General features: G+C 64.8%; 15 protein-coding genes. All 15 read right to left on the bottom strand.

Translation table 11 applies throughout. The features are described from left to right. Nucleotides 1–269 precede the first annotated feature (269 nt). The 15 genes from rsmB to QME84_10015 all read right to left on the bottom strand — a co-directional run bounded on the left by rsmB (nucleotide 270) and on the right by QME84_10015 (nucleotide 18757). Nucleotides 270–1670, bottom strand: a complete 1401-nt coding sequence (rsmB, locus tag QME84_10085; GenBank protein MDI6874613.1) for a 16S rRNA (cytosine(967)-C(5))-methyltransferase RsmB — start codon at nucleotides 1668–1670, stop codon at nucleotides 270–272. Next, nucleotides 1663–2610: a methionyl-tRNA formyltransferase gene (fmt, locus tag QME84_10080; protein ID MDI6874612.1), complete on the bottom strand. Its 948-nt coding sequence runs from the start codon at nucleotides 2608–2610 to the stop codon at nucleotides 1663–1665. The genes rsmB and fmt overlap by 8 nt, the downstream gene beginning before the upstream one ends. Nucleotides 2611–2643: 33 nt before the next feature. Then, entirely contained in the window at nucleotides 2644–3147 is a 504-nt protein-coding gene (gene def / locus QME84_10075) for a peptide deformylase (protein ID MDI6874611.1), read from the bottom strand. A gap of 84 nt (nucleotides 3148–3231) precedes the next feature. After that, nucleotides 3232–4431: a methionine adenosyltransferase gene (metK, locus tag QME84_10070; GenBank protein ID MDI6874610.1), complete on the bottom strand. Its 1200-nt coding sequence runs from the start codon at nucleotides 4429–4431 to the stop codon at nucleotides 3232–3234. A gap of 470 nt (nucleotides 4432–4901) precedes the next feature. After that, entirely contained in the window at nucleotides 4902–5117 is a 216-nt protein-coding gene (gene secG / locus QME84_10065; GenBank protein ID MDI6874609.1) for a preprotein translocase subunit SecG, read from the bottom strand. 153 nt (nucleotides 5118–5270) lie between these two features. After that, nucleotides 5271–6032, bottom strand: coding sequence for a triose-phosphate isomerase (tpiA, locus tag QME84_10060; protein MDI6874608.1), 762 nt, complete (start codon nucleotides 6030–6032; stop codon nucleotides 5271–5273). A 19-nt stretch (nucleotides 6033–6051) separates the two neighbouring features. After that, nucleotides 6052–7236 carry a phosphoglycerate kinase gene (locus QME84_10055; protein MDI6874607.1) on the bottom strand — a complete coding sequence of 395 codons (1185 nt, stop codon included), beginning with the start codon at nucleotides 7234–7236 and terminating at the stop codon, nucleotides 6052–6054. 13 nt (nucleotides 7237–7249) lie between these two features. Continuing rightward, nucleotides 7250–8242 (bottom strand): type I glyceraldehyde-3-phosphate dehydrogenase, encoded by a 993-nt coding sequence (gene gap, locus QME84_10050; GenBank protein MDI6874606.1) that lies wholly within the window; start codon nucleotides 8240–8242, stop codon nucleotides 7250–7252. A gap of 297 nt (nucleotides 8243–8539) precedes the next feature. Beyond that, the gene (gene whiA / locus QME84_10045; protein MDI6874605.1) at nucleotides 8540–9475 is read right to left on the bottom strand and encodes a DNA-binding protein WhiA; all 936 of its coding nucleotides are present in this window, start codon (nucleotides 9473–9475) and stop codon (nucleotides 8540–8542) included. A gap of 3 nt (nucleotides 9476–9478) precedes the next feature. Beyond that, nucleotides 9479–10414 (bottom strand): RNase adapter RapZ, encoded by a 936-nt coding sequence (rapZ, locus tag QME84_10040; protein MDI6874604.1) that lies wholly within the window; start codon nucleotides 10412–10414, stop codon nucleotides 9479–9481. Between the two features lie 102 nt (nucleotides 10415–10516). Beyond that, complete coding sequence (locus tag QME84_10035) at nucleotides 10517–10996, bottom strand: MGMT family protein (GenBank protein ID MDI6874603.1); 480 nt, start codon at nucleotides 10994–10996, stop codon at nucleotides 10517–10519. Nucleotides 10997–11236: 240 nt separating this feature from the next. Beyond that, nucleotides 11237–13117, bottom strand: a complete 1881-nt coding sequence (gene uvrC / locus QME84_10030) for an excinuclease ABC subunit UvrC (protein ID MDI6874602.1) — start codon at nucleotides 13115–13117, stop codon at nucleotides 11237–11239. Nucleotides 13118–13195: 78 nt separating this feature from the next. Continuing rightward, nucleotides 13196–16033: an excinuclease ABC subunit UvrA gene (uvrA, locus tag QME84_10025; protein MDI6874601.1), complete on the bottom strand. Its 2838-nt coding sequence runs from the start codon at nucleotides 16031–16033 to the stop codon at nucleotides 13196–13198. 7 nt (nucleotides 16034–16040) lie between these two features. Next, nucleotides 16041–18044, bottom strand: coding sequence for an excinuclease ABC subunit UvrB (gene uvrB / locus QME84_10020; GenBank protein ID MDI6874600.1), 2004 nt, complete (start codon nucleotides 18042–18044; stop codon nucleotides 16041–16043). Between the two features lie 8 nt (nucleotides 18045–18052). Then, nucleotides 18053–18757, bottom strand: a complete 705-nt coding sequence (locus tag QME84_10015) for an HAD-IA family hydrolase (GenBank protein MDI6874599.1) — start codon at nucleotides 18755–18757, stop codon at nucleotides 18053–18055. Between the last annotated feature and the right edge of the window lie 82 nt (nucleotides 18758–18839).

Raw genomic sequence — 18839 nt, 5'->3', positions numbered from 1 at the left:
TTCACCATGAACCGCCCGTGCGCGAAGTCCTCTCGTCAAGTCCTCACTGATTATATTTCCGCGGGGTGACAAAATTACCTTTACCTCCAGCCCTGAAGGACCCTGGAGGCGGAGGTCCCATCGAACATGCGTCCCGACGGGGAACGACGGTAAACCACGCTGTTGCGGGGTGCACGAGATCAATTTTTCCGGGCCGGCGCCGGTCCGCCCGGCTCAAGATCCGGCGAGGTGGCGAAGATCAGGACCGGCGGCGCGTCATGCCGCAGCCCTCACTCCTTCCTCCGCAGGCGGGCGATAAACATCCCCTCCATGCCGTGGCGATGAGGCAGGATCTGGAGGTATCCTCGCGGCGAGAGATCCACCGCCAGCGTTTCGGGGATCAGGGAAGCCGGGCTCTCCGGCACGAAATCCTTCCTCTCCCGCAGGAAGTCCTCCACCACACCAACCGTCTCCTCGAGGGTGAAGGTGCATACGGAATAGACCAGGACCCCGCCGGGGCGCACCGCCTCCGCGCAGCCTCGGATGAGCCTGGACTGCACGCCGGCCAGGTTGGCGATGTCGCCGGGGAAACGCTTCCACTTCAGTTCCGGATTCCTGCGCAAGGTTCCCAGCCCGCTGCAGGGAGCATCCAGGAGCACGGCATCGGCGGAAACCTCCACCACCTCGCGCAGGCGCGCCGCGTCTCCCATCCGGATATCGATGTTTTTCAGCCCCAGCCGCCTCACGGCGTTGCGCATGGCCTTAAGTCGCCCGGGGTTGCGGTCCACGGCGATCACCCGGCACCTCTCCCCTCCCAGCAGAGCCAGGTGGGTGGACTTTCCTCCCGGAGCGGCGCAGGCGTCCACCACCACCTGCCCCTCCCGGGGATCTACCACGTGGCTGACCAGCATGGAGCTCTCGTCCTGAACCACGCAGAGGCCTCTTTCCAGCCAGTCCAGGAGGGTTGGATAGGGGACGGCCACCTCCACCAGGGATTCGGGGAACAGGGCGGAGGGTCTCCCCCGCCAGCCGTGGGATTCCATCTCCACGAGGAGCTCCTCCCGCGAGGTGCGGAGAGGATTTATCCGCAGGGTGAGGGTGGGGATCCGGTTGTCCGTCCGGCAGAGCTCCAGGGCTTCCTTCTCCCCAAAGCGCTTTATCAGGTACTCAACCAGCCAGCGGGGATGGGAATGGACCACCTCCAGGTGGAAGGGAAGGTCCTCCGGACCGGGCCAGGAAACATCTTCCAGCCCCTCGGCCACGCCGCGCATCACCGCGTTGACGTAGCCCGCGCTTTTCCCAAGGTGCCTTTTGGCCAGCTCCACGCTCTCATTTACCGCCGCGTGGGGAGGCACCCGCATCTCCAGCAGCTGGAAGACCCCTAAACGCAGGATGTCCAGGACCTCGGGATTGAGCTCCTTCAGGGGGCGGTTGGAAAAGGCGGCGATGACGTGGTCGATCTTGTTGCGGTGCCGCTGCACACCGTAGGCCAGCTCGGCCACTAAGGCGCGGTCGCGGGCGCTCAGGTTGCTGCCGTCCAGGCCGTACCTGATAAGAAGGCCTAGGTAACCCCCCTCGGCGTGGACGCGCCGGGTAAGCCGGTAGGCCAGGTCCCGGGCATCGGCGGGAGGGACCGCCGCCTTCCTCTCCCTCGCGCGGACGCCCTTCCCCTTCCTTCTGTTGTCAGCCATTTCCGACCACCGCTTCGAAGAAACCCCCTTTTCCGCCGCGGTAGCCCCTGAGGAATTCGGCAGCCTCCATGCGCCTGCGGCCCTCCGGCTGCAGTTGGAGCACCTCCAGGGCGCCGTGCCCCGTTCCCACCAGCATCTCCCTCTTCCCCTCCCCGGCCAGCTCTCCGGGTTGAAGGCCCAGGACGTCCTCACGCGGCCGCGAACGGAGTATCTTCATCCATTTCCCTCCCAACCTCCCCCGCGCGCCCGGAGAGGGGGCCAAGGCCCGGATCCGGTTGTGGATCTCGGACGCCGGCATCTTCCAGTCTATCAACAGCTCCTCCTTCCGCAGGGGAGGGGCGTAGGTGGCTTCACGCGGATCCTGCTCCCTCGGAGGCAACCTTCCCTCCAGGTAGGCGGGAAGCGCCGCCTCAACCAGGTGCGCGCCCAGCTCCGCCAGCCGGAGCCGCAGGGTTCCCGCGTCGTCCTCGGGAAGGACCTCCACCTCCAGGGCGTCCACCACCGGTCCGGTGTCCAGCCCCTCGTCCATCACCATCAGGGATACCCCGGTCCTCGTCGCCCCGTCCATCAGCGCCCGGCGGATGGGCGCTGCACCGCGGTACCGCGGCAGGAGCGAGGGGTGCAGGTTCAGGAAACGTCCGGGCAGGAGGGAAAGAACGCCCCCCGGTATCAGGTTCCCGTAGTCGCAGACCAGGATGAAATCGGGCCGGTGCCGGTCCAGGATCTCCTTGAATTCCCATTCCGCCGGCCTTTCGAGCTTGTGGAGGTCCAGCCCCCTCCTTCCCGCCAGTTCCGCCACCGGGGTGGGCCGCGTACGCAGTCCCCTTCCGGAGGGCCGGTCCGGACCGGTGATCACCTCCCGTGGGTTCAGCCCCCCGCTGAGCAGCTTCTCCAGGGCATCACGCGCGTAATCACCGGTTCCCAGAAAAAGGAATCTCAAGGAAACGAAGTCCCCCTCCCTTATTTCCGGCGGTCAGTCGCTGCACTCGGGTTCAAGTTCTCCCTGTAGGAACTGTATGGCCTGCACCCTGCTCGAGCGGTCCGTCCTGTCCAGGATGAGCCGGCCGTCCAGGTGGTCCAGTTCGTGCTGGAAAACCCTGGCAAGCCAGCCCTCCACCTCTAACCGCCTCGGGCTGCCATCCAGGTCCAGGCACTCCAGGACCAGGGACAGGTGCCTGGTCACGGGCACCGCCACTCCCGGAAGGCTGAGGCATCCTTCCAGATCCTCCCCCGTCTCCTCGGATACGGACACCAGGCGCGGATTGATGCAGGCCCTGACCTCCCCCTGGTCCTCGTAGACGAAGACCCTCTTCAGGACCCCCAACTGGTTCGCGGAAAGACCCGCTCCTCCCGGACGGGGCAGGGAGTCCACCAGGTCCCGGACCAGCTTTTCCACGCTCTCGTCGATCTCCTTCACCTCCGGGCAGACCTCCCGGAGCACGGGATCCCCGAAGACCCTGATGGGAAGAACCGCCATTTTCACGCCTCCACCAGCGACACGACTCGAGTTCCGCAACGCCTCAAGACTAACACCCGCGGCCCCCGGGGGCCTTGACCCCGCTCAATCCAGGCCGGCCTCCCGGCGCAGGATCTCCGCCTTGTCCGTCCTCTCCCAGGTGAAGTCCTTGTCCATGCGCCCGAAATGGCCGTAGGCCGCCGTCTTCTTGTAGATGGGCCTCCTGAGATTGAGGTCCCGGATGATGGCCGCCGGGCGCAGGTCGAAGTGGGCCCGGATGAGCTCCAGGATGGTGTCCAGCTCCACCTTCTCCGTGCCGAAGGCGTCGATCATTATGGACACCGGACGGGCCACGCCGATGGCGTAGGCCAGCTGGATCTCGAAGCGGTCCGCCAGCCCCGCGGCCACCACGTTCTTGGCCACGTAGCGCGCCGCGTAAGCCGCGGAGCGGTCCACCTTGGTGGGGTCCTTTCCCGAGAAGCAGCCTCCCCCGTGCCTGGCCATGCCCCCGTAGGTGTCCACGATGATCTTCCTCCCGGTGAGACCGGTATCGCCCATGGGGCCTCCGGTGACGAACTTCCCCGTAGGGTTCACCAGCACCCGCAGGTCCTTGTCCACCATCTCCGGGGGTAGCACCGGGTGTATGACGTGCTCAATGAGGTCGGGCTTCATGAGCTCCTCGATGTCCACGTTGGGGCGGTGCTGGGCGGAGATGAGCACCGTGTTCACCCTAACTGGCCTGCCGTTCTCGTATTCCACGGTGACCTGGGACTTGCCGTCCGGCCGCAGGTAGGGAAGTATGCCCGCCTTGCGCACCTCGGCCAGACGGTGGGCCAGCTTGTGCGCCAGGATGATGGGCATGGGCATGAGTTCCGGCGTCTCGTTGCAGGCGAAACCGAACATCATGCCTTGGTCCCCCGCCCCCAGGGAATCCAGCATCTCGTCCTCGGTCATCCCCATCCTGGCCTCGTAGGCTTGGTCCACGCCCTGGGCGATGTCCTGGGACTGGGGATCGATGGAGACCACGATGCCACAGGTCTCGTAATCGAAGCCGTACTTGGCGCGCGTGTAGCCGATTTCCTCGATGGTCTTGCGCACCACGCCGGGGATGTCCACGTAGGTGGAGGTGGTCATCTCCCCCGCCACGATCACCAGGCCGGTGGTCACCAGGGTCTCTACGGCCACCCTTCCGAAGGGGTCATCGCGGTACACCTCGTCCAGGATGGCGTCGCTTATCTGGTCGGCTATCTTATCCGGATGCCCCTCGGTGACGGATTCCGAGGTGAACAGGTACCTGTCGGTCACTTCCTCTCCTTTCCCTTCGGCCGCATAAAGGAATCCCTGCGGCTTTCCAACCCTAATCGAAACATTATACTACAATAATATCTCCCATCCGCCTCCCACCCGCATGCCTGCCAGGGATAACGGTGTTGCCCACCATTCCTTAACCCTGAATGCGCCTGCGGTCACCATGCGGCGTATCCATGCGCCCGGAGAATATTTACACGTCTGGGAGACGGGAGGGGCAACCATCTTCGGCGTCTTTCCGTGCCCGGGCGGTACCTGAAACTTCCATGTTCAATGGGAAAATATTCCAACAATTACGTACCGGAGATCCCCCGCCGAGGGGAAACGGCAAGCCCCAGGCTCCCTCCACCGGAAAGGCCGACGAAGTACCGTCTCGTCCCCCATCCGCCACCAGGGAACGGAGGCCGGCGGTATTCCCCGTCTCTCCAGGATACCCAGGAAGGCCGAGGCCACTTACGTGGCCGTGATCACTTGTAAATGAAGATGAGGACTATGGTGGTGATGACGAAGACGAAGGCGCTGGCGATGGTGATGCGGTCCAGGTTTTTCTGCACCACCTGGGTCCCGGAAAGGCCCCCCAGCGAGGACCCTCCGAAGGCGCTGGAGAGGCCGCTCCCCCTCCCGGAATGCAGGAGGACGAAGACGGTCATGGAAAGCCCGGAGATAAAGAAGAGGGGGATCATGATGTATTTCAGGATATCCAATTCCTACCTCCCGGCTGCACGTCTCAAGGTCATTCCTTCTCGCGATCCTGCGTCCTTAAATGCGGAACGGCCCACCAGGGGTATTTTACCACGACGACGTCTCCCCCGTCCCCGCGCTTGACATTTAGGAGGTCAATCGCGGAAGCGAGCGATAGCGGCGAAATCCTTCGCCTTCAGGCTGGCTCCGCCCACCAGCGCCCCGTCGATGTCCGGCATGGCCATGAGCTCCGCGGCGTTATCCGGCTTCACGCTGCCGCCGTAGAGGATGCGCACCTCTGAGGCGGTGTCCTGCCCGTACCTCTCGGCAAGCCAGCCGCGGATGAAGGAGTTCATCTCTTGGGCATCCTCGGGGGTGGCCGTTTTGCCCGTCCCTATGGCCCATATGGGCTCGTAGGCGATCACCAGACCGGAGACCTCGTCGCCGGTCCAGGCGGAGAGAGCCGCCTCCAGCTGCCCCCGCACCTTGGAGACGGCCTTCCCCTCCTCCCTCTCCTTAAGGGTCTCGCCCACGCACAGGATGGGCACCATTCCCTCCTCCAGAACCGCACGCGCCTTGGCGGCCACCAGGTCGTCTCCCTCCCCGATGATCTCCCGGCGTTCGCTGTGGCCCACGATTACGTAAAGTACTTCCAGGGCCTTGAGCATGCGGGGTGATATCTCCCCGGTATAGGCCCCTTCCGGCGCTGGGTATACGTCCTGGGCCCCCAGGGCGATCCGCGAGCCGGATCCCCTGAGCGTGCGCGAGACGTCGGAGAGAGCGGTGAAGGGCGGGCAGACCACTACCTCCACCCCTTCCAGCCCAGCCAGGAGACCGTCCAGTTCCTTCACCAGTTCCACCGCCTCGCGGTGATCCTTGTGCATCTTCCAGTTCCCTGCAACCAGCGGCAAGCGCATGGGTAAGGTCCCCCTTTCCTTATTTTTCCTGAAGAACCTCCACCCCCGGAAGTACCTTGCCTTCCAGGAATTCCATGGAGGCGCCACCGCCCGTGGAGATGTGGGTGAAGCGGTCCTCCAGGCCAAACTTGCGGATGGCGGCTATGGTATCTCCCCCTCCGGCAACGGTTACCGCTCCCGAGGAGGCTATGGCCTCCGCCACCCTCCGGGTACCCTCCTGGAAACGTTCCCACTCGAAGACGCCCATGGGGCCGTTCCAGAAGACGGTGGCCGCCTGGCCTATTCTGGAAGCGTAGGCCTCGCAGGTACGCGGGCCGATGTCCAGGCCCATCCAACCTGGAGGGATGTGCTCCGCGTCCACCACCCGACTCTCCGCGTCGGGTCGGAAGTCGTCGGCCACCACCAGGTCCCGGGGAAGGAGGATCTCCGCCCCCCCGGCCGGGCCTCCCTCCACCAGTTCCCCCACCTGGTCCAGAAAATCCTCTTCGCAGAGTGATTTCCCGATTTCCAGTCCCTTCCATTTCATTATCGTGAAGCACATGCCCCCGCCCAGGATGAGGGTGTCCACCAGCTCACGCAGCCTGGAGAGCACCTTGAGCTTGTCGGAGATCTTGCTTCCCCCCAGGACGGCCACGAAGGGCCGGCCGGGATTCTGCACCAGCCCTCCCAGGGCCCGGAGTTCCTTCTCCATGAGCAGGCCGGCCACGGCGGGGAGCCGCTCCGCCACGCCCACCACGGAGGCGTGTGCCCGGTGGGCCGCCCCAAAGGCGTCGTTCACGTAGAGGTCGCCCAGTCGCGCCAGGGCGGCGGCGAACTCGGGGTCGTTGGCCGTTTCGCCGGGGTGGAAGCGCAGGTTCTCCAGGAGGACCGCCTCGCCGGGACGCAGGGCGGAGCAGACTTCCTCCACCTCGGGGCCCACCACCTGGTCCAGCTTGCGCACCGGCGCTCCCAGGAGCTCTCCCAGCCTCTTGGCCACCGGGTCTAGGCGCAGCTTGTCCACCACCTGCCCCTTTGGGCGTCCCAGGTGGGACATGATCACCAGGGAGGCTCCCTTGTCCAGGAGATACCGGAGGGTGGGCAGGGCGGCGCGTATGCGGGTGTCGTCCTCTATCTCCCCGCTTTCGGTGAGGGGGACATTGAAGTCCACCCTGACCAGCACCCGCTTGCCGGCCACCTCCACGTCCCGAACGGTCTTCTTGGTCATTTCCGCCTCCGTATCAGGCGAAGAGGATGCCCAGCAGGTCCACCAGGCGGTTGGAGAAGCCCCACTCGTTGTCGTACCAGGAGACTATCTTACACAGCTTCCCCATGACCATGGTGGACTGGGCGTCGAATACCGAGGAGGCCGGGTTGCCGATGACGTCCGAGGAGACGATGGGGTCCTCGGTGTACTCGAGGATGCCCTTGAGGGCTCCCTCCGCGGCTTCCTTCATGGCTGCGTTTATCTCCTCCTTGCTCACCTCCCGGCTCAGGACGGCGGTCAGGTCCACCACGCTCCCGTCCATCACCGGAACGCGCATGGCGATGCCGTCCATCTTGCCCTTGAGCTCCGGGATGACCAGGCCTATGGCCCGGGCGGCACCCGTGGAGGTAGGGATGATGTTGCCCGCCGCCGCACGGGCTCGCCGCAGGTCCTTGTGAGGCAGGTCCAGGGTACGCTGGTCGTTGGTGTAGGCGTGCACGGTGGTCATGAAGCCGGATTCCACGCCGAAGCTCTCCATGAGCACCTTGACCACCGGGGCCAAGCAGTTGGTGGTGCAGGAGGCGTTGCTCACGATGTGATGCGAGGAGGGATCGTACTTGTCGTGGTTGACCCCCATGACCACGGTGATGTCCGGATCGGTGGCCGGCGCGGTGATGATCACCTTGCGGGCCCCGGCCTCCAGGTGCTTTGAGGCTTTCTCGCGAGCGGTGAACCTTCCGGTGGCCTCGATCACCGCCTCGACTCCCAGGTCCTTCCAGGGAAGCAGGGCGGGGTCGGACTGGGAGAGCACCTTTATCTCCTTGCCGTCCACCACCAGCTTCCCCTCCCCCGCGGAAACCTCGCCCGGGTACCTTCCGAAGACGGTATCGTACTTCAGCAGGTGTGCCAGGGTGGCGGGGTCGGTGAGGTCGTTCACGGCCACTATATCCACGTCCTTGCCCGCCGCGGCGCGCAGGAAGAGCCTTCCTATCCTGCCGAAACCGTTTATCCCGACCTTGACTCCCATTTCCTACCTCCTTCCATCTCCATCTCCATCTCCATCTCCATCTCTATCTCTATCTCTATCGCCGTCAAGCCGCTCACTCTGACATTATAAGCAAAAGGGAGGGCGTTTAAACTCGGGAAGGGATCGAAGAGTCCTTCCCGCGTCGCGTGGGAGCGGTGTCGCAGCGGCGTCCAAAGAGGCGAAGTATCCGAAGGGTTCAAGGGAAGCATTGCCACGTCGCGGCTAGAACTTGCACGAGCCGTTAAAGGTCCATCCACTCCGGTTCCGGTTTTTCGGCTGGGCGGCCGCGCTCGTCACCTACGTCTTCCCCAGCTCCGCGGCCAGGCGGCTCAAGCGCCGCATGCGGTGGTAGACGGCGGACTTGCTCAGGGCGGGTTGCATGAGGTCGCCCAGCTCCTTGAGGGTGGCCTCGGGATGCTCCAGGCGGAGTTCGGCTACGGAACGGAGTGCCAGGGGAAGGTTCTCCAGTCCGATGGTGTCCTCGAGAATCCTGATGTCCCTGAGCTGCCTTTGGGCGGCGTCCACCGCCTTCTCCAGGTTGGCGGTCTCGCTGTTCACCCGGCGGTTGACGCTCTCCCGCAGTTCGCGCAACACGGACTCGCTCTGCAGGCGGAGCAGGGCCTCGTGAGCTCCCACCAGGGCCAGGAAGTCGGCCTGATCGGCCCTGCTCTTGGCGTACAGGGTGATCATGTTCCTCCGCTCCGTCACCTGGGTGCGGATGCCGTATCTCTTCAGCAGCTCCCGGAGGTCCCGGGCCATCTCCCAGTGCTGGGTATTTATCTCCAGGTGAGCGGGAAGATCCGGCCGGCTTACGTAACCCCCGCCCAGGAAGGCACCCCGGAGGTAGGATATTCCGCAGCAGCGCCTCCGGATGACGCGCGGCGGAATCCCCAGCACCGGACGCAGGGAATCATCGAGCAGACCCAGTTCGTTGAGCACCTGGGGCAGGCCGTCACCAGAGAGGAAGAGCTGGTAGCAGTTATGTCCCCTGAGGCGGGGAGACCTCTCCACGCGCAACTCGGGAAGAAGGGCGAAGAGCTCCTTGAGCAACCTGAACATCTTGCGGGCCACGGCGGCATTCTCGCTTTCCGTGTGCAGGACCAGGTGGCTGCCGCTTCCCAGGTGGAGGCTGCCCTCCAGGTGGAGCAAGGCGGAAAGCTCGGCCAGGCGGCAACAGCGTCTCGAAGCCCTGATCCGGGCCAGCTCCTCCTTGACCTCCGCGATATGACTCATGGCTTACCCGCGATCCATGTCCCGGTGGCGCACTTCCACCTTGATCCCCGCCTCGCGCAGCCTCCGGGCGAGCTCCTCCACCAGCACCACCGACCGGTGGCGTCCTCCCGTGCAGCCCATGGCCAGGGTGACGTAGCGCCTCCCCTCCCGGACGAAACGGTCCTTAAGGTAAAGGATGAGGGACTGCAGGCGGGAGAGGAACTCCTCGCTCTCCGGCTGACCGAGCACGAAGTCCCTGACCCTCCCGTCGGTTCCTTCCCGTTCCCTCAAATCGTCCACCCAAAAGGGGTTGGGAAGGAAACGGAGGTCGAAAACCATGTCCGCGTCCAGGGGCAGACCGTACTTGTAACCGAAGGAGACCAGGCTCATCTCCAGGGACTCGGCGGCCTCGCGGGCCTGGTAGCGGTTCATGATCTGCTCCCGCAACTGGTGCACGTTGCTCCGGGAGGTGTCGATTACCACGTCGGCACGGGCGCGCAGGCCCCGGAGGAGTTCCCTCTCCCTGGCGATGCTCTCCAGGATCCCCCCCTCGCTGTGGAGGGGGTGAGCCCTGCGAGTCTCCTTGAAGCGGCGCACCAATGTTTCTTCATCCGCCTCCAGGAAGATGATCTGGTAGGAAATGTTACCGCGGTCCAGCTCCTCCAGCGCCTGGTTGAGGTCCCTGAAGAACTCCCCTCCCCGCACGTCTATGACCGCGGCCAGTTTCTCCAGGCTGGAGGCACCCTGCGAACAGAGCTCCACCATCTTCAGGAGCAGGGAGGGCGGAAGGTTGTCTACGCAGAAATAGCCCAGGTCCTCCAGGCTCTTTATGGCTACCGACTTACCGGCTCCGGAAAGCCCAGTGATGATGGTGATTTCCAGTTCCTTCCTCCTCCCTCGACGGGGCTTACCCCCTTTGCGGCCTCGCTCCTTGAAGGCCTCCTTCCCCCACCTCGCCAAGCCGTTGGGCTCCCTCTCCCGGCTTCCCCCCGTAGCCTGAAAAGAAACGGGAATGCGCCGCCTTCGCGCTCTCCAACCACCATTATAGATTTCGCCGCCTCCTCACGGCGACCTCCCTGCGCCCGCCGCGGCGCCCTCCATCCTCAACAACCTCTCCTTCATGCCCCGGGGCCCGCTGTAGCCTCCCGGGCTCCCGTCGGAGCGGACGACGCGGTGGCAGGGGATGATCACCGGGAAGGGGTTGCGCCGCATGACGTTCCCCACCGCCCGCGCCGCCCGGGGAGAACCGACCCTCTCCGCGACCTGGCGGTAGGAAAGGGTGCTGCCCCGGGGTATGGAGATGACCGCGCGGTAGACGCGGCGCTGGAACTCGGTCAGGCCTGGCAAGGCCAGAAGCCCCTCCGCCACCTCGCGGTCGACCTCCTTCCCTTCCAGGCAGTCGAGGAGGGCGCGCTTCAGCCTCCGTATTCCAGGGGGAGGCTCTTCCTCTTCCAGGGAGACATCCGACTCCGGCGGCAGGAAACTTATCCGGCTCGGGGTTCCTCCGACGGAATGGATGTAAATATCTCCCAGCACGGTCATGATTTGGTAACATCTTATTTTCTTGGTTCTTCCGCACACATCAGGCTCCTTGAGGCCTATTCAACCCGGTTGGATATCCCTACGAGTGAGGACGTAGATTTCTCCCGGCATGGTGATGAGGCAGCTACGTCCTCTTTCCTTCGTCCCTTCGCTCACCATCATCTCCTTGAGGCCGAGTCGATCCGGTTCGGTATCCCCACCGGGGGCGGATGTATATGTTAAAGTTTGCCAGTGAGCGCATCAGCCCTCCTCCCCGGGATGCAGGGCGCGGTAGAGGTTCTCCGCCGTCCTCCGGTCCAGGAAGCTCAGCCCCGCCAGTTCCTCCCGGGAGGCCTCCGCGATGCGGGCCAGGCTCCCGAAATGGCGCAGCAGCCTCTGCTTGCGTCGGGGCCCGATGCCCGGGACCTCGTCCAGCAGGGAACGGCGGGTCCTCCTCTCCCTCTGCTGGCGGTGGTATTCCAGGGCGTAGCGGTGGGCCTCGTCGCGGATGCGCTGCAGGAGGTGGAGGGCCTCCGAATCCCTCGGGAGGACCACGGGTTCGCGCCTACCCGGAAGGTATATCTCCTCCAGCCGCTTGGCCAGGGCTGCCACCTCGACGTCCCTTATCCCGTGCCGGGCCAGGGCCCGCACTGCCGCCCCCAGTTGGGGGATACCCCCGTCCACCACGATGAGGTCGGGCTTCTTGTGAAAGGTGTCCAGTCGCACCCCGGACTTGACCTCTCCATCGCCCCCGTTTCCACCGGACGAGGCCAGGCGGGAGAGCCTCCGGTCCAGCATCTCCTCCATCATGGCCACGTCGTTCTGTTCCTCCACCCCCCGGATGCGGAAGCGGCGGAAGTCCCGCCGCAGGGGAATGCCCCCCTCGAAGACCACCATGGAGCCCACGGCGTCCAGCGGCCCCAGGTTAGAGACGTCGTAACACTCTATCCGGTAGGGCACCCGGCTCAACCCCAAGCCATCACCTATCCCCTGCACCGCCCTGGAGATCCAACCCAGGTCGGCGGCCTGCTTGGCCAGGTGCACCTCCAGGGACATGCGGGCGTTGCGGGCGACCTTTTCCACCAGGCTCCTCTTCTCCCCCCTCTGCGGGACCAGCAGGCGAACCTTCCTGCCCGCCCTCCCGGACAGCCATTCCTCGAGTAGGGGAAGCTCGGACTCCGGGAGGGCGTGGGAGAGCAGGATCTCCCGGGGGATATGCGCGGCCTGGGCGTAGAACTGCGGCAGGAAGGCGGCCAGGATATCCTCTTCCCCGCTGCCTGCGGGAGGGGTGGAAAAGAAATCCTGTTTTCCTATTATTTTCCCACCCCGGACGTAGAAGATGGTGACGCAGGCGTCCAGGTCACCGGCGGCCAGGGCGAACACGTCCTGGTCCCCTTCCTTCAGGGTATGGGCCTGCTGCCTCTCCAGGATGCGCCGCAGGGCCAGGAGCCGGTCCCGGGTCCGCGCGGCGAGCTCGAATTCCTGCCGGGAGGCCTCCTCCCGCATGCGGTTCTCCAGCTCCTCCAGCACGGCCCGGTGGTCCCCCTCCATGAAGCGGCGCACCCCCTCAATTATCTTTCCATAATCTTCCACGGATACCTTGCCGGTACAGGGACCGCAGCACAACCGGATGTGGTAGTCGAGGCACGGTCCGCCGGTGGGTTTGCCCGGCTCCCTCCCCCGGCAGGCGCGGAAGGGAAAAACCTTGCGCAGGGTCTCGATGGTCTCCCGCACCGCCCCGGCGTGGGCAAAGGGACCGTAATAAACGGCATCCGGACGGCGCCTGCCCCGGGTGAACATCACCCGGGGGTAGGTGTCCCCGGTGCGAATGACCATGAAGGGGTAGGACTTGTCGTCGCGAAAGTCGATGTTGTAGTCCGGGTGGAACCTCTTGATGAGGTTGGCCTCCAGGAGAAGGGCCTCCGCCTCGTTGGCGGTTACGATGAAATCCAGGTCGGCTATGCGTGCCCGCAGCCCAGCCAGCCTGGGGTTCTCCTCTTCCCGGGAATGGAAGTAGGAAGCCACCCTCTTGCGCAGGGAGGCGGCTTTGCCCACGTAGATGATCCTCCCCCGGTCGTCCTTGAGGAGATATACGCCGGGAGCTTCGGGCAGCGATTCCGCCTTCCGACGGGCTTCGGTCATCTCCCTATCACCGCCACCGATCGCCTGCCGTCCTGGAAACAACTGCCACCGGGTCCCTTCACGGATTATCCCCTGACCCTAACCCCCCATGGCCCTGGCCTCCTCCAGGCCCAGGAGGGGCCGCAGATAATAACCGGTATAGGATCGCGGTTCCCGGGCCACCTCCTCCGGCGGCCCTTCGGCCACGATCCAACCCCCTTCCTCTCCTCCCTCCGGGCCCAGGTCGATTATCCAGTCGGCGCACTTGATTACGTCCAGGTTGTGCTCGATGACCAGGACGGTGTTCCCCGCCTCCACCAGCCCCTGCAGCATGGCCAGTAGCTTGTTGATGTCGTCGAAGTGCAGGCCGGTGGTCGGCTCGTCCAGGAGGTAAAGGGTCTTCCCCGTAGGACGCTTATTGAGCTCCGCTGCCAGCTTCACCCGCTGCGCCTCCCCGCCGGAAAGGGTAGGAGCCGGCTGGCCCAGCTTGATGTAGCCCAGCCCCACGTCGTAAAGGGTGCGCAGGCGCCTTTGTACAGCGGGGACGGCCTCGAAGAAGTGCAGGGCCTCCTCCACGGACATGTCCAGGACCTCGCTGATGTTCTTCCCCCGGTAGGTTACTTCCAGGGTGTCGCGGTTGTAGCGCTTCCCCTTGCACACCTCGCAGGGTATGTACACGTCGGGGAGGAAATGCATCTCGATCTTTATGGTGCCTTCGCCACGACAGGCTTCGCACCTTCCGCCCCGGACGTTGAAGCTGAAACGGCCAGGCTTATAGCCGCGCACCCTCGCCTCCCGGGTCTCGGCGAAGAGGGCCCGTATGTGGTCGAAGACCCCGGTGTAGGTGGCCGGGTTGGAGCGCGGGGTGCGCCCGATGGGACTCTGGTCGATGTTGATCACCTTGTCCACGTGCTCCAGGCCCTCGATGCTTCGGTGTTTTCCGGGCGGCACCCGGGAATGGTAGAGCCTCCTGGCCACCCCGCGGTAGAGGACATCGTGGACCAGGGTGCTTTTACCGGAGCCCGAGACCCCGGTGACGCAAACCAAGAGCCCCAGAGGGATCTCCACGTCAATCCCCTTGAGGTTATGTTCCCGGGCCTCCCGTATCACCAGCTTCTTCCCGGAGGGTTTTCTCCTCCTCTCCGGGATGCGGATGCTCAAGTCCCCCCGCAGGTAGCGGGCGGTTATGGAGTCGGGATGCCTGAGCAGCTCCTCCAGGGGACCGCTGAAGACGATCTCCCCCCCGTGCTCCCCCGCCCCGGGACCTATGTCCACCACCCAGTCGGCGGAGCGGATGGTGGCCTCATCGTGCTCCACCACGATGAGGGTGTTCCCCAGGTCGCGAAGCCCGTGCAGGGTGGCGATGAGCCGATGGTTGTCCCGCTGGTGAAGGCCGATGGAGGGCTCATCCAGTATATACAGTACTCCCACCAGCCCGGAGCCTATCTGGGTGGCCAGCCTTATGCGCTGGGCCTCACCCCCGGCCAGGGTGGAGGCGGCGCGGTCCAGGGTGAGGTAGTCCAGGCCCACGTCCACCAGGAAGCGGAGCCGGGCTTCCAGCTCCCGCAGCACGCGCTCGGCGATGGCCCTCTCCGTGGGGGTGAGCTTCAGTTCCCGCAGGAAGCGCATGCACTCGCGCACGGAGAGCTGGGAGACCTGGTGGATGTTCAGCCCGCCCACGGTCACCGCCAGGCTAGCCGGCTTCAGGCGGGCGCCGCCGCAGGCCGGGCAGGGGCGCAGGCTCATGTACTGGGAGATACGGGCCCGCGCGTACTCGGAGTCCGTCTCCTGGTAGCGCCTTTCCAGCCAGTTGACGACTCCCTCGTAATGGGTGAAGTAGGAGCGCAGGAAGCCGCGGCGGTTGCGGTAGCGCAGGTAGATCTTCTCCTCTCCGCTCCCGTAGAGGATTATCTCCCTGATCCTCTCGGGGAGCTCTCGGAAGGGGGTCTTGAGGCTGAACTCGTACTTCTGGGCCAGGGCCTCCAGTTTACGGTAGAAGATGGTGGCTGTGCGGGGCCAGGGGGATATGGCCCCCTCCTCCAGGCTGAGGTCGGGATCGGGCACCACCAGCTCGGGGTCGATGACCTGCAGGAAACCCAGGCCGCTACATTCCGGGCATGCCCCGTAGGGGCTGTTGAAGGAGAAGATGCGCGGTTCCAGCTCCGGGAGGGAAACCTCGCATTCAGGGCAGGTGAAATGCTCACTGAAATAGCGGTCCTCGCCCCCTTCCAGGGAGATGACCACCGTGCCCTTCCCCAGTTCCAGGGCCGCCTCCAGGGATTCCGCCAGCCTCCTCTCAACGCCTTCCTTCATCACCAGGCGGTCTACAACCACCTCGATGTCATGGCGCTTGTACCTCTCCAGGCGGATCTCCTCCTCCAGCTCTCGCAGCTCCCCGTCCACCCGTGCCCGGGAGAAGCCCTTGGCCCTTATCTCTGCCAGCAGACGAGTGTACTCCCCCTTGCGGCCCCTCACCACCGGGGCCAGGATGGAAAACCTGGTCCCGGGCTCCAGGGAGGAGACCTTCTCGATTATTTGCTGCGCGGTCTGCCTCTCGATGGGCCTCCCGCAGGAGGGGCAATGGGCCTTCCCGATGCGGGCGTAGAGGAGGCGCAGGTAGTCGTGGATCTCGGTTATGGTCCCCACCGTGGAGCGCGGGTTGCGGCTGGCGCTCTTCTGGTCGATGGAGATGGCCGGGGACAGGCCCTCGATATGGTCCACGTCGGGCTTTTCCATCTGCCCCAGGAACTGGCGGGCGTAAGCGGACAAGGATTCCACGTACCTCCTTTGCCCTTCGGCGTAGATGGTGTCGAAGGCCAGGGAGGACTTGCCGCTTCCCGAAAGTCCGGTCATGACGATCATCCGGTTGCGGGGGAGCCGGACGCTTATGTTCTTGAGGTTGTGTTCCCTTGCCCCGCTGACCGTTATCCACTCCATGCCGAGCTCACCTCTTCTCCCCCGCCGTGGCCCAGCGCAGGCGCTTCCGGAGGTCAGCGATCTCGTCCCTGAGGCGGGCTGCGTACTCGAAGCGCAAATCCTCGGCGGCCAGGCGCATCTCGTCCTCCAGGCCCAGGATGAGCTGCTCAATCTCCTCGGGAGGCATCTCCTCCCTCTCCTTGCGGCGCGCCCGGTAGGGGACCTTCTCATCCGGCAGCAGCACCATGTCCATGATGTCACTCACCCTCTTGCGCACCGTCTGGGGGTTGATGCCGTGCCGGCGGTTGTACTCCATCTGCAGCCTGCGCCGGCGCTCCGTCTCCTCCAGGGCCCGGCGCATGGAATCGGTGATCTCCGAGGCGTACATGATCACCTGTCCGTTCACGTTGCGGGAGGCCCGGCCTATGGTCTGGATGAGGGACCGCTCATTGCGCAGGAAGCCCTCCCGGTCGGCGTCCAGGATGGCCACCAGGGAGACCTCCGGGAGGTCCAGGCCCTCCCGCAGGAGGTTGATGCCCACCAGGACGTCGAACTCCCCCAGGCGCAGGTCGCGGATGATCTCCACCCGGTCCAGGGTGTCGATCTCTGAGTGCAGGTAGCGCACCCGGAGGCCCATCTCCAGGAGATAGTCGGTGAGGCTCTCGGCCATGCGCTTGGTAAGGGTGGTGACCAGGACGCGCTCGTCCCTCTCCACCCGCTTGCGGATCTCCCCGATGAGGTCGTCCACCTGCCCCTCCGCCGGGCGCACCACCAGCTCCGGGTCCACCAGGCCGGTAGGACGGATGATCTGCTCCACCACCTGGGTAGAGACCTCCAGCTCCCAGGGGCCGGGGGTGGCGCTAACGGCTATCAGCTGGGGCACCCTCTCCAGGAACTCGTCGAAGCGCAGGGGACGGTTGTCCAGGGCGCTGGGCAGCCGGAAGCCGTATTCCACCAGGGTCTCCTTGCGGGAACGGTCCCCCTCGTGCATCCCGTGCAGCTGGGGCACGGTGATGTGGCTCTCGTCCACGAAGACCAGGAAGTCCTCGGGGAAGAAGTCCAGGAGGGTGTAGGGCGGCTCCCCCGGCTTCCTCCCGTCCAGGTGCCGGGAGTAGTTCTCGATGCCCGAGCAGTAACCCGTTTCCCGCAGCATTTCCAGGTCGTAGGTGGTGCGCTGCAGGAGCCTCTGGGCCTCCAGCAGCCGGCCGGCGGATTCCAGCTCCGCCACCCTCTCCTCCAGCTCGGCGCGGATGGAGGCCACCGCCCTCTCCAGGTTCTCCTCGCTGGTGAGGTAGTGGGTGGCGGGGTAGACGGCCGTGGATTCCTCGCGGGAGATCACCTCTCCGGTGAGGGGATCGACTACCGTGATGCGGTCCACCTGGTCCCCGAAGAACTCCACCCTCACCAGCCTCTCCTCGTAGCTGGGATAAATTTCCAGGGTATCCCCCCTGATCCTGAAGCGCCCCCTCTCCAGGAACTGGTCGTTGCGCTCGTAGTGCATGTCCACCAGCTTCCTGGCCACCTCCCGCAGGTCATACTCCCCACCCCGCTTGAGGATGAGCACCCGCTTCATGTATTCCTGGGGGCTCCCCAGGCCGTAGATGCAGGACACCGAGGCCACGATGATCACGTCCTCCCGGGACAGGAGGGCGGAGGTGGCCCGGTGGCGGAGGCGGTCTATGTCGTCGTTTATGGAGGTGTCCTTCTCGATATAGGTGTCGGTGCGGGGAACGTAGGCCTCCGGCTGGTAGTAATCGTAGTAACTGACGAAATATTCCACGGCGTTCTCGGGGAAGAGCTCCCGGAACTCATTGCACAGCTGGGCGGCCAGGGTCTTGTTGGGGGCGATGACCAGGGTGGGCTTCTGCACGTTGTGGATCACGTGGGCCATGGTGAAGGTCTTGCCCGAGCCCGTTACCCCCAGCAGGGTCTGGTAGCGGTCCCCCCGCAGGACGCCCTCCGTGAGCCGGGCGATGGCCTTGGGCTGGTCGCCCCGGGGCTTGAGTTCCGTCTCCAGCCTGAAGCCTCCCATCTCGCACCTCAGTCCAGCAGGGTGAGGAGTTCTCGCAGGTCGGAGATGCGCTCCCCCGGGAAAAAGGGATGCCTCCCCCATCGGTCCAGGAGGACGGCGCGCATTCCGACCTCGCGGGCGCCCCGGTAATCGGAGTTGGGCGAGTCCCCCACGTGCAGGCATTCCCCGGGATGGGCACCCACCCGTTCCAGGGCGATCCCGAAAAGGCGGGGATGGGGCTTTTCGATGCCCTCCTTCCCCGAGATTACCAGGACGGAAAAGTAATCCGCCAGCCCAAGGCGAGCTAGAAGACCTTCCAGCCAGGGTTCGAAATTAGAAATCAGGCCCAGGCGAAAGCCCCGCTCCCGCAGCCCGGAGACGGCTTCCCGGGCATCCGGGTAGGCGTCGTACCTTTCCGGGTCGGAAAAGACGCGGTAGAGCTCCCACGGCAGGCCGTCGCCGCCCCGGTATCCCAGCTCGCCGACCAGCCTGGAGTAGAAGTCGAGCCAGAAACGGCGGGACTTCTCGGGATGGTCGCTGAAGGTGAAGCCCTCCTTCTGCCTCTCCTCCACCTCGGCCATCAGGCTGCGGGTCGCCCTGGATACCTCCATCATGTCCACCGTCAGCCCGTGAGAGGCGCAGACCTCCCGGAAGAGCTCCGGGAAGGAGGGGATGGGGTGGACGAGGGTCTCCCCGGCATCCAGGAACACCGTGCTGATCCGTTTCCCGCTCAATCGAGTTCCCTTCCTCCTCCTCTAAAACGGTAGCGTATACGAAATTGTGTCACCAAATCCATAGACATTATGGAGAGCAATC

It is taken from the genome of Actinomycetota bacterium, assembly GCA_030019255.1.
Lineage (GTDB): Bacteria > Actinomycetota > Geothermincolia > Geothermincolales > RBG-13-55-18 > Solincola_A.
The sequence above is the reverse complement of the archived record's forward strand: the minus strand, read 5'-3'. Positions and strand labels throughout refer to the sequence as shown.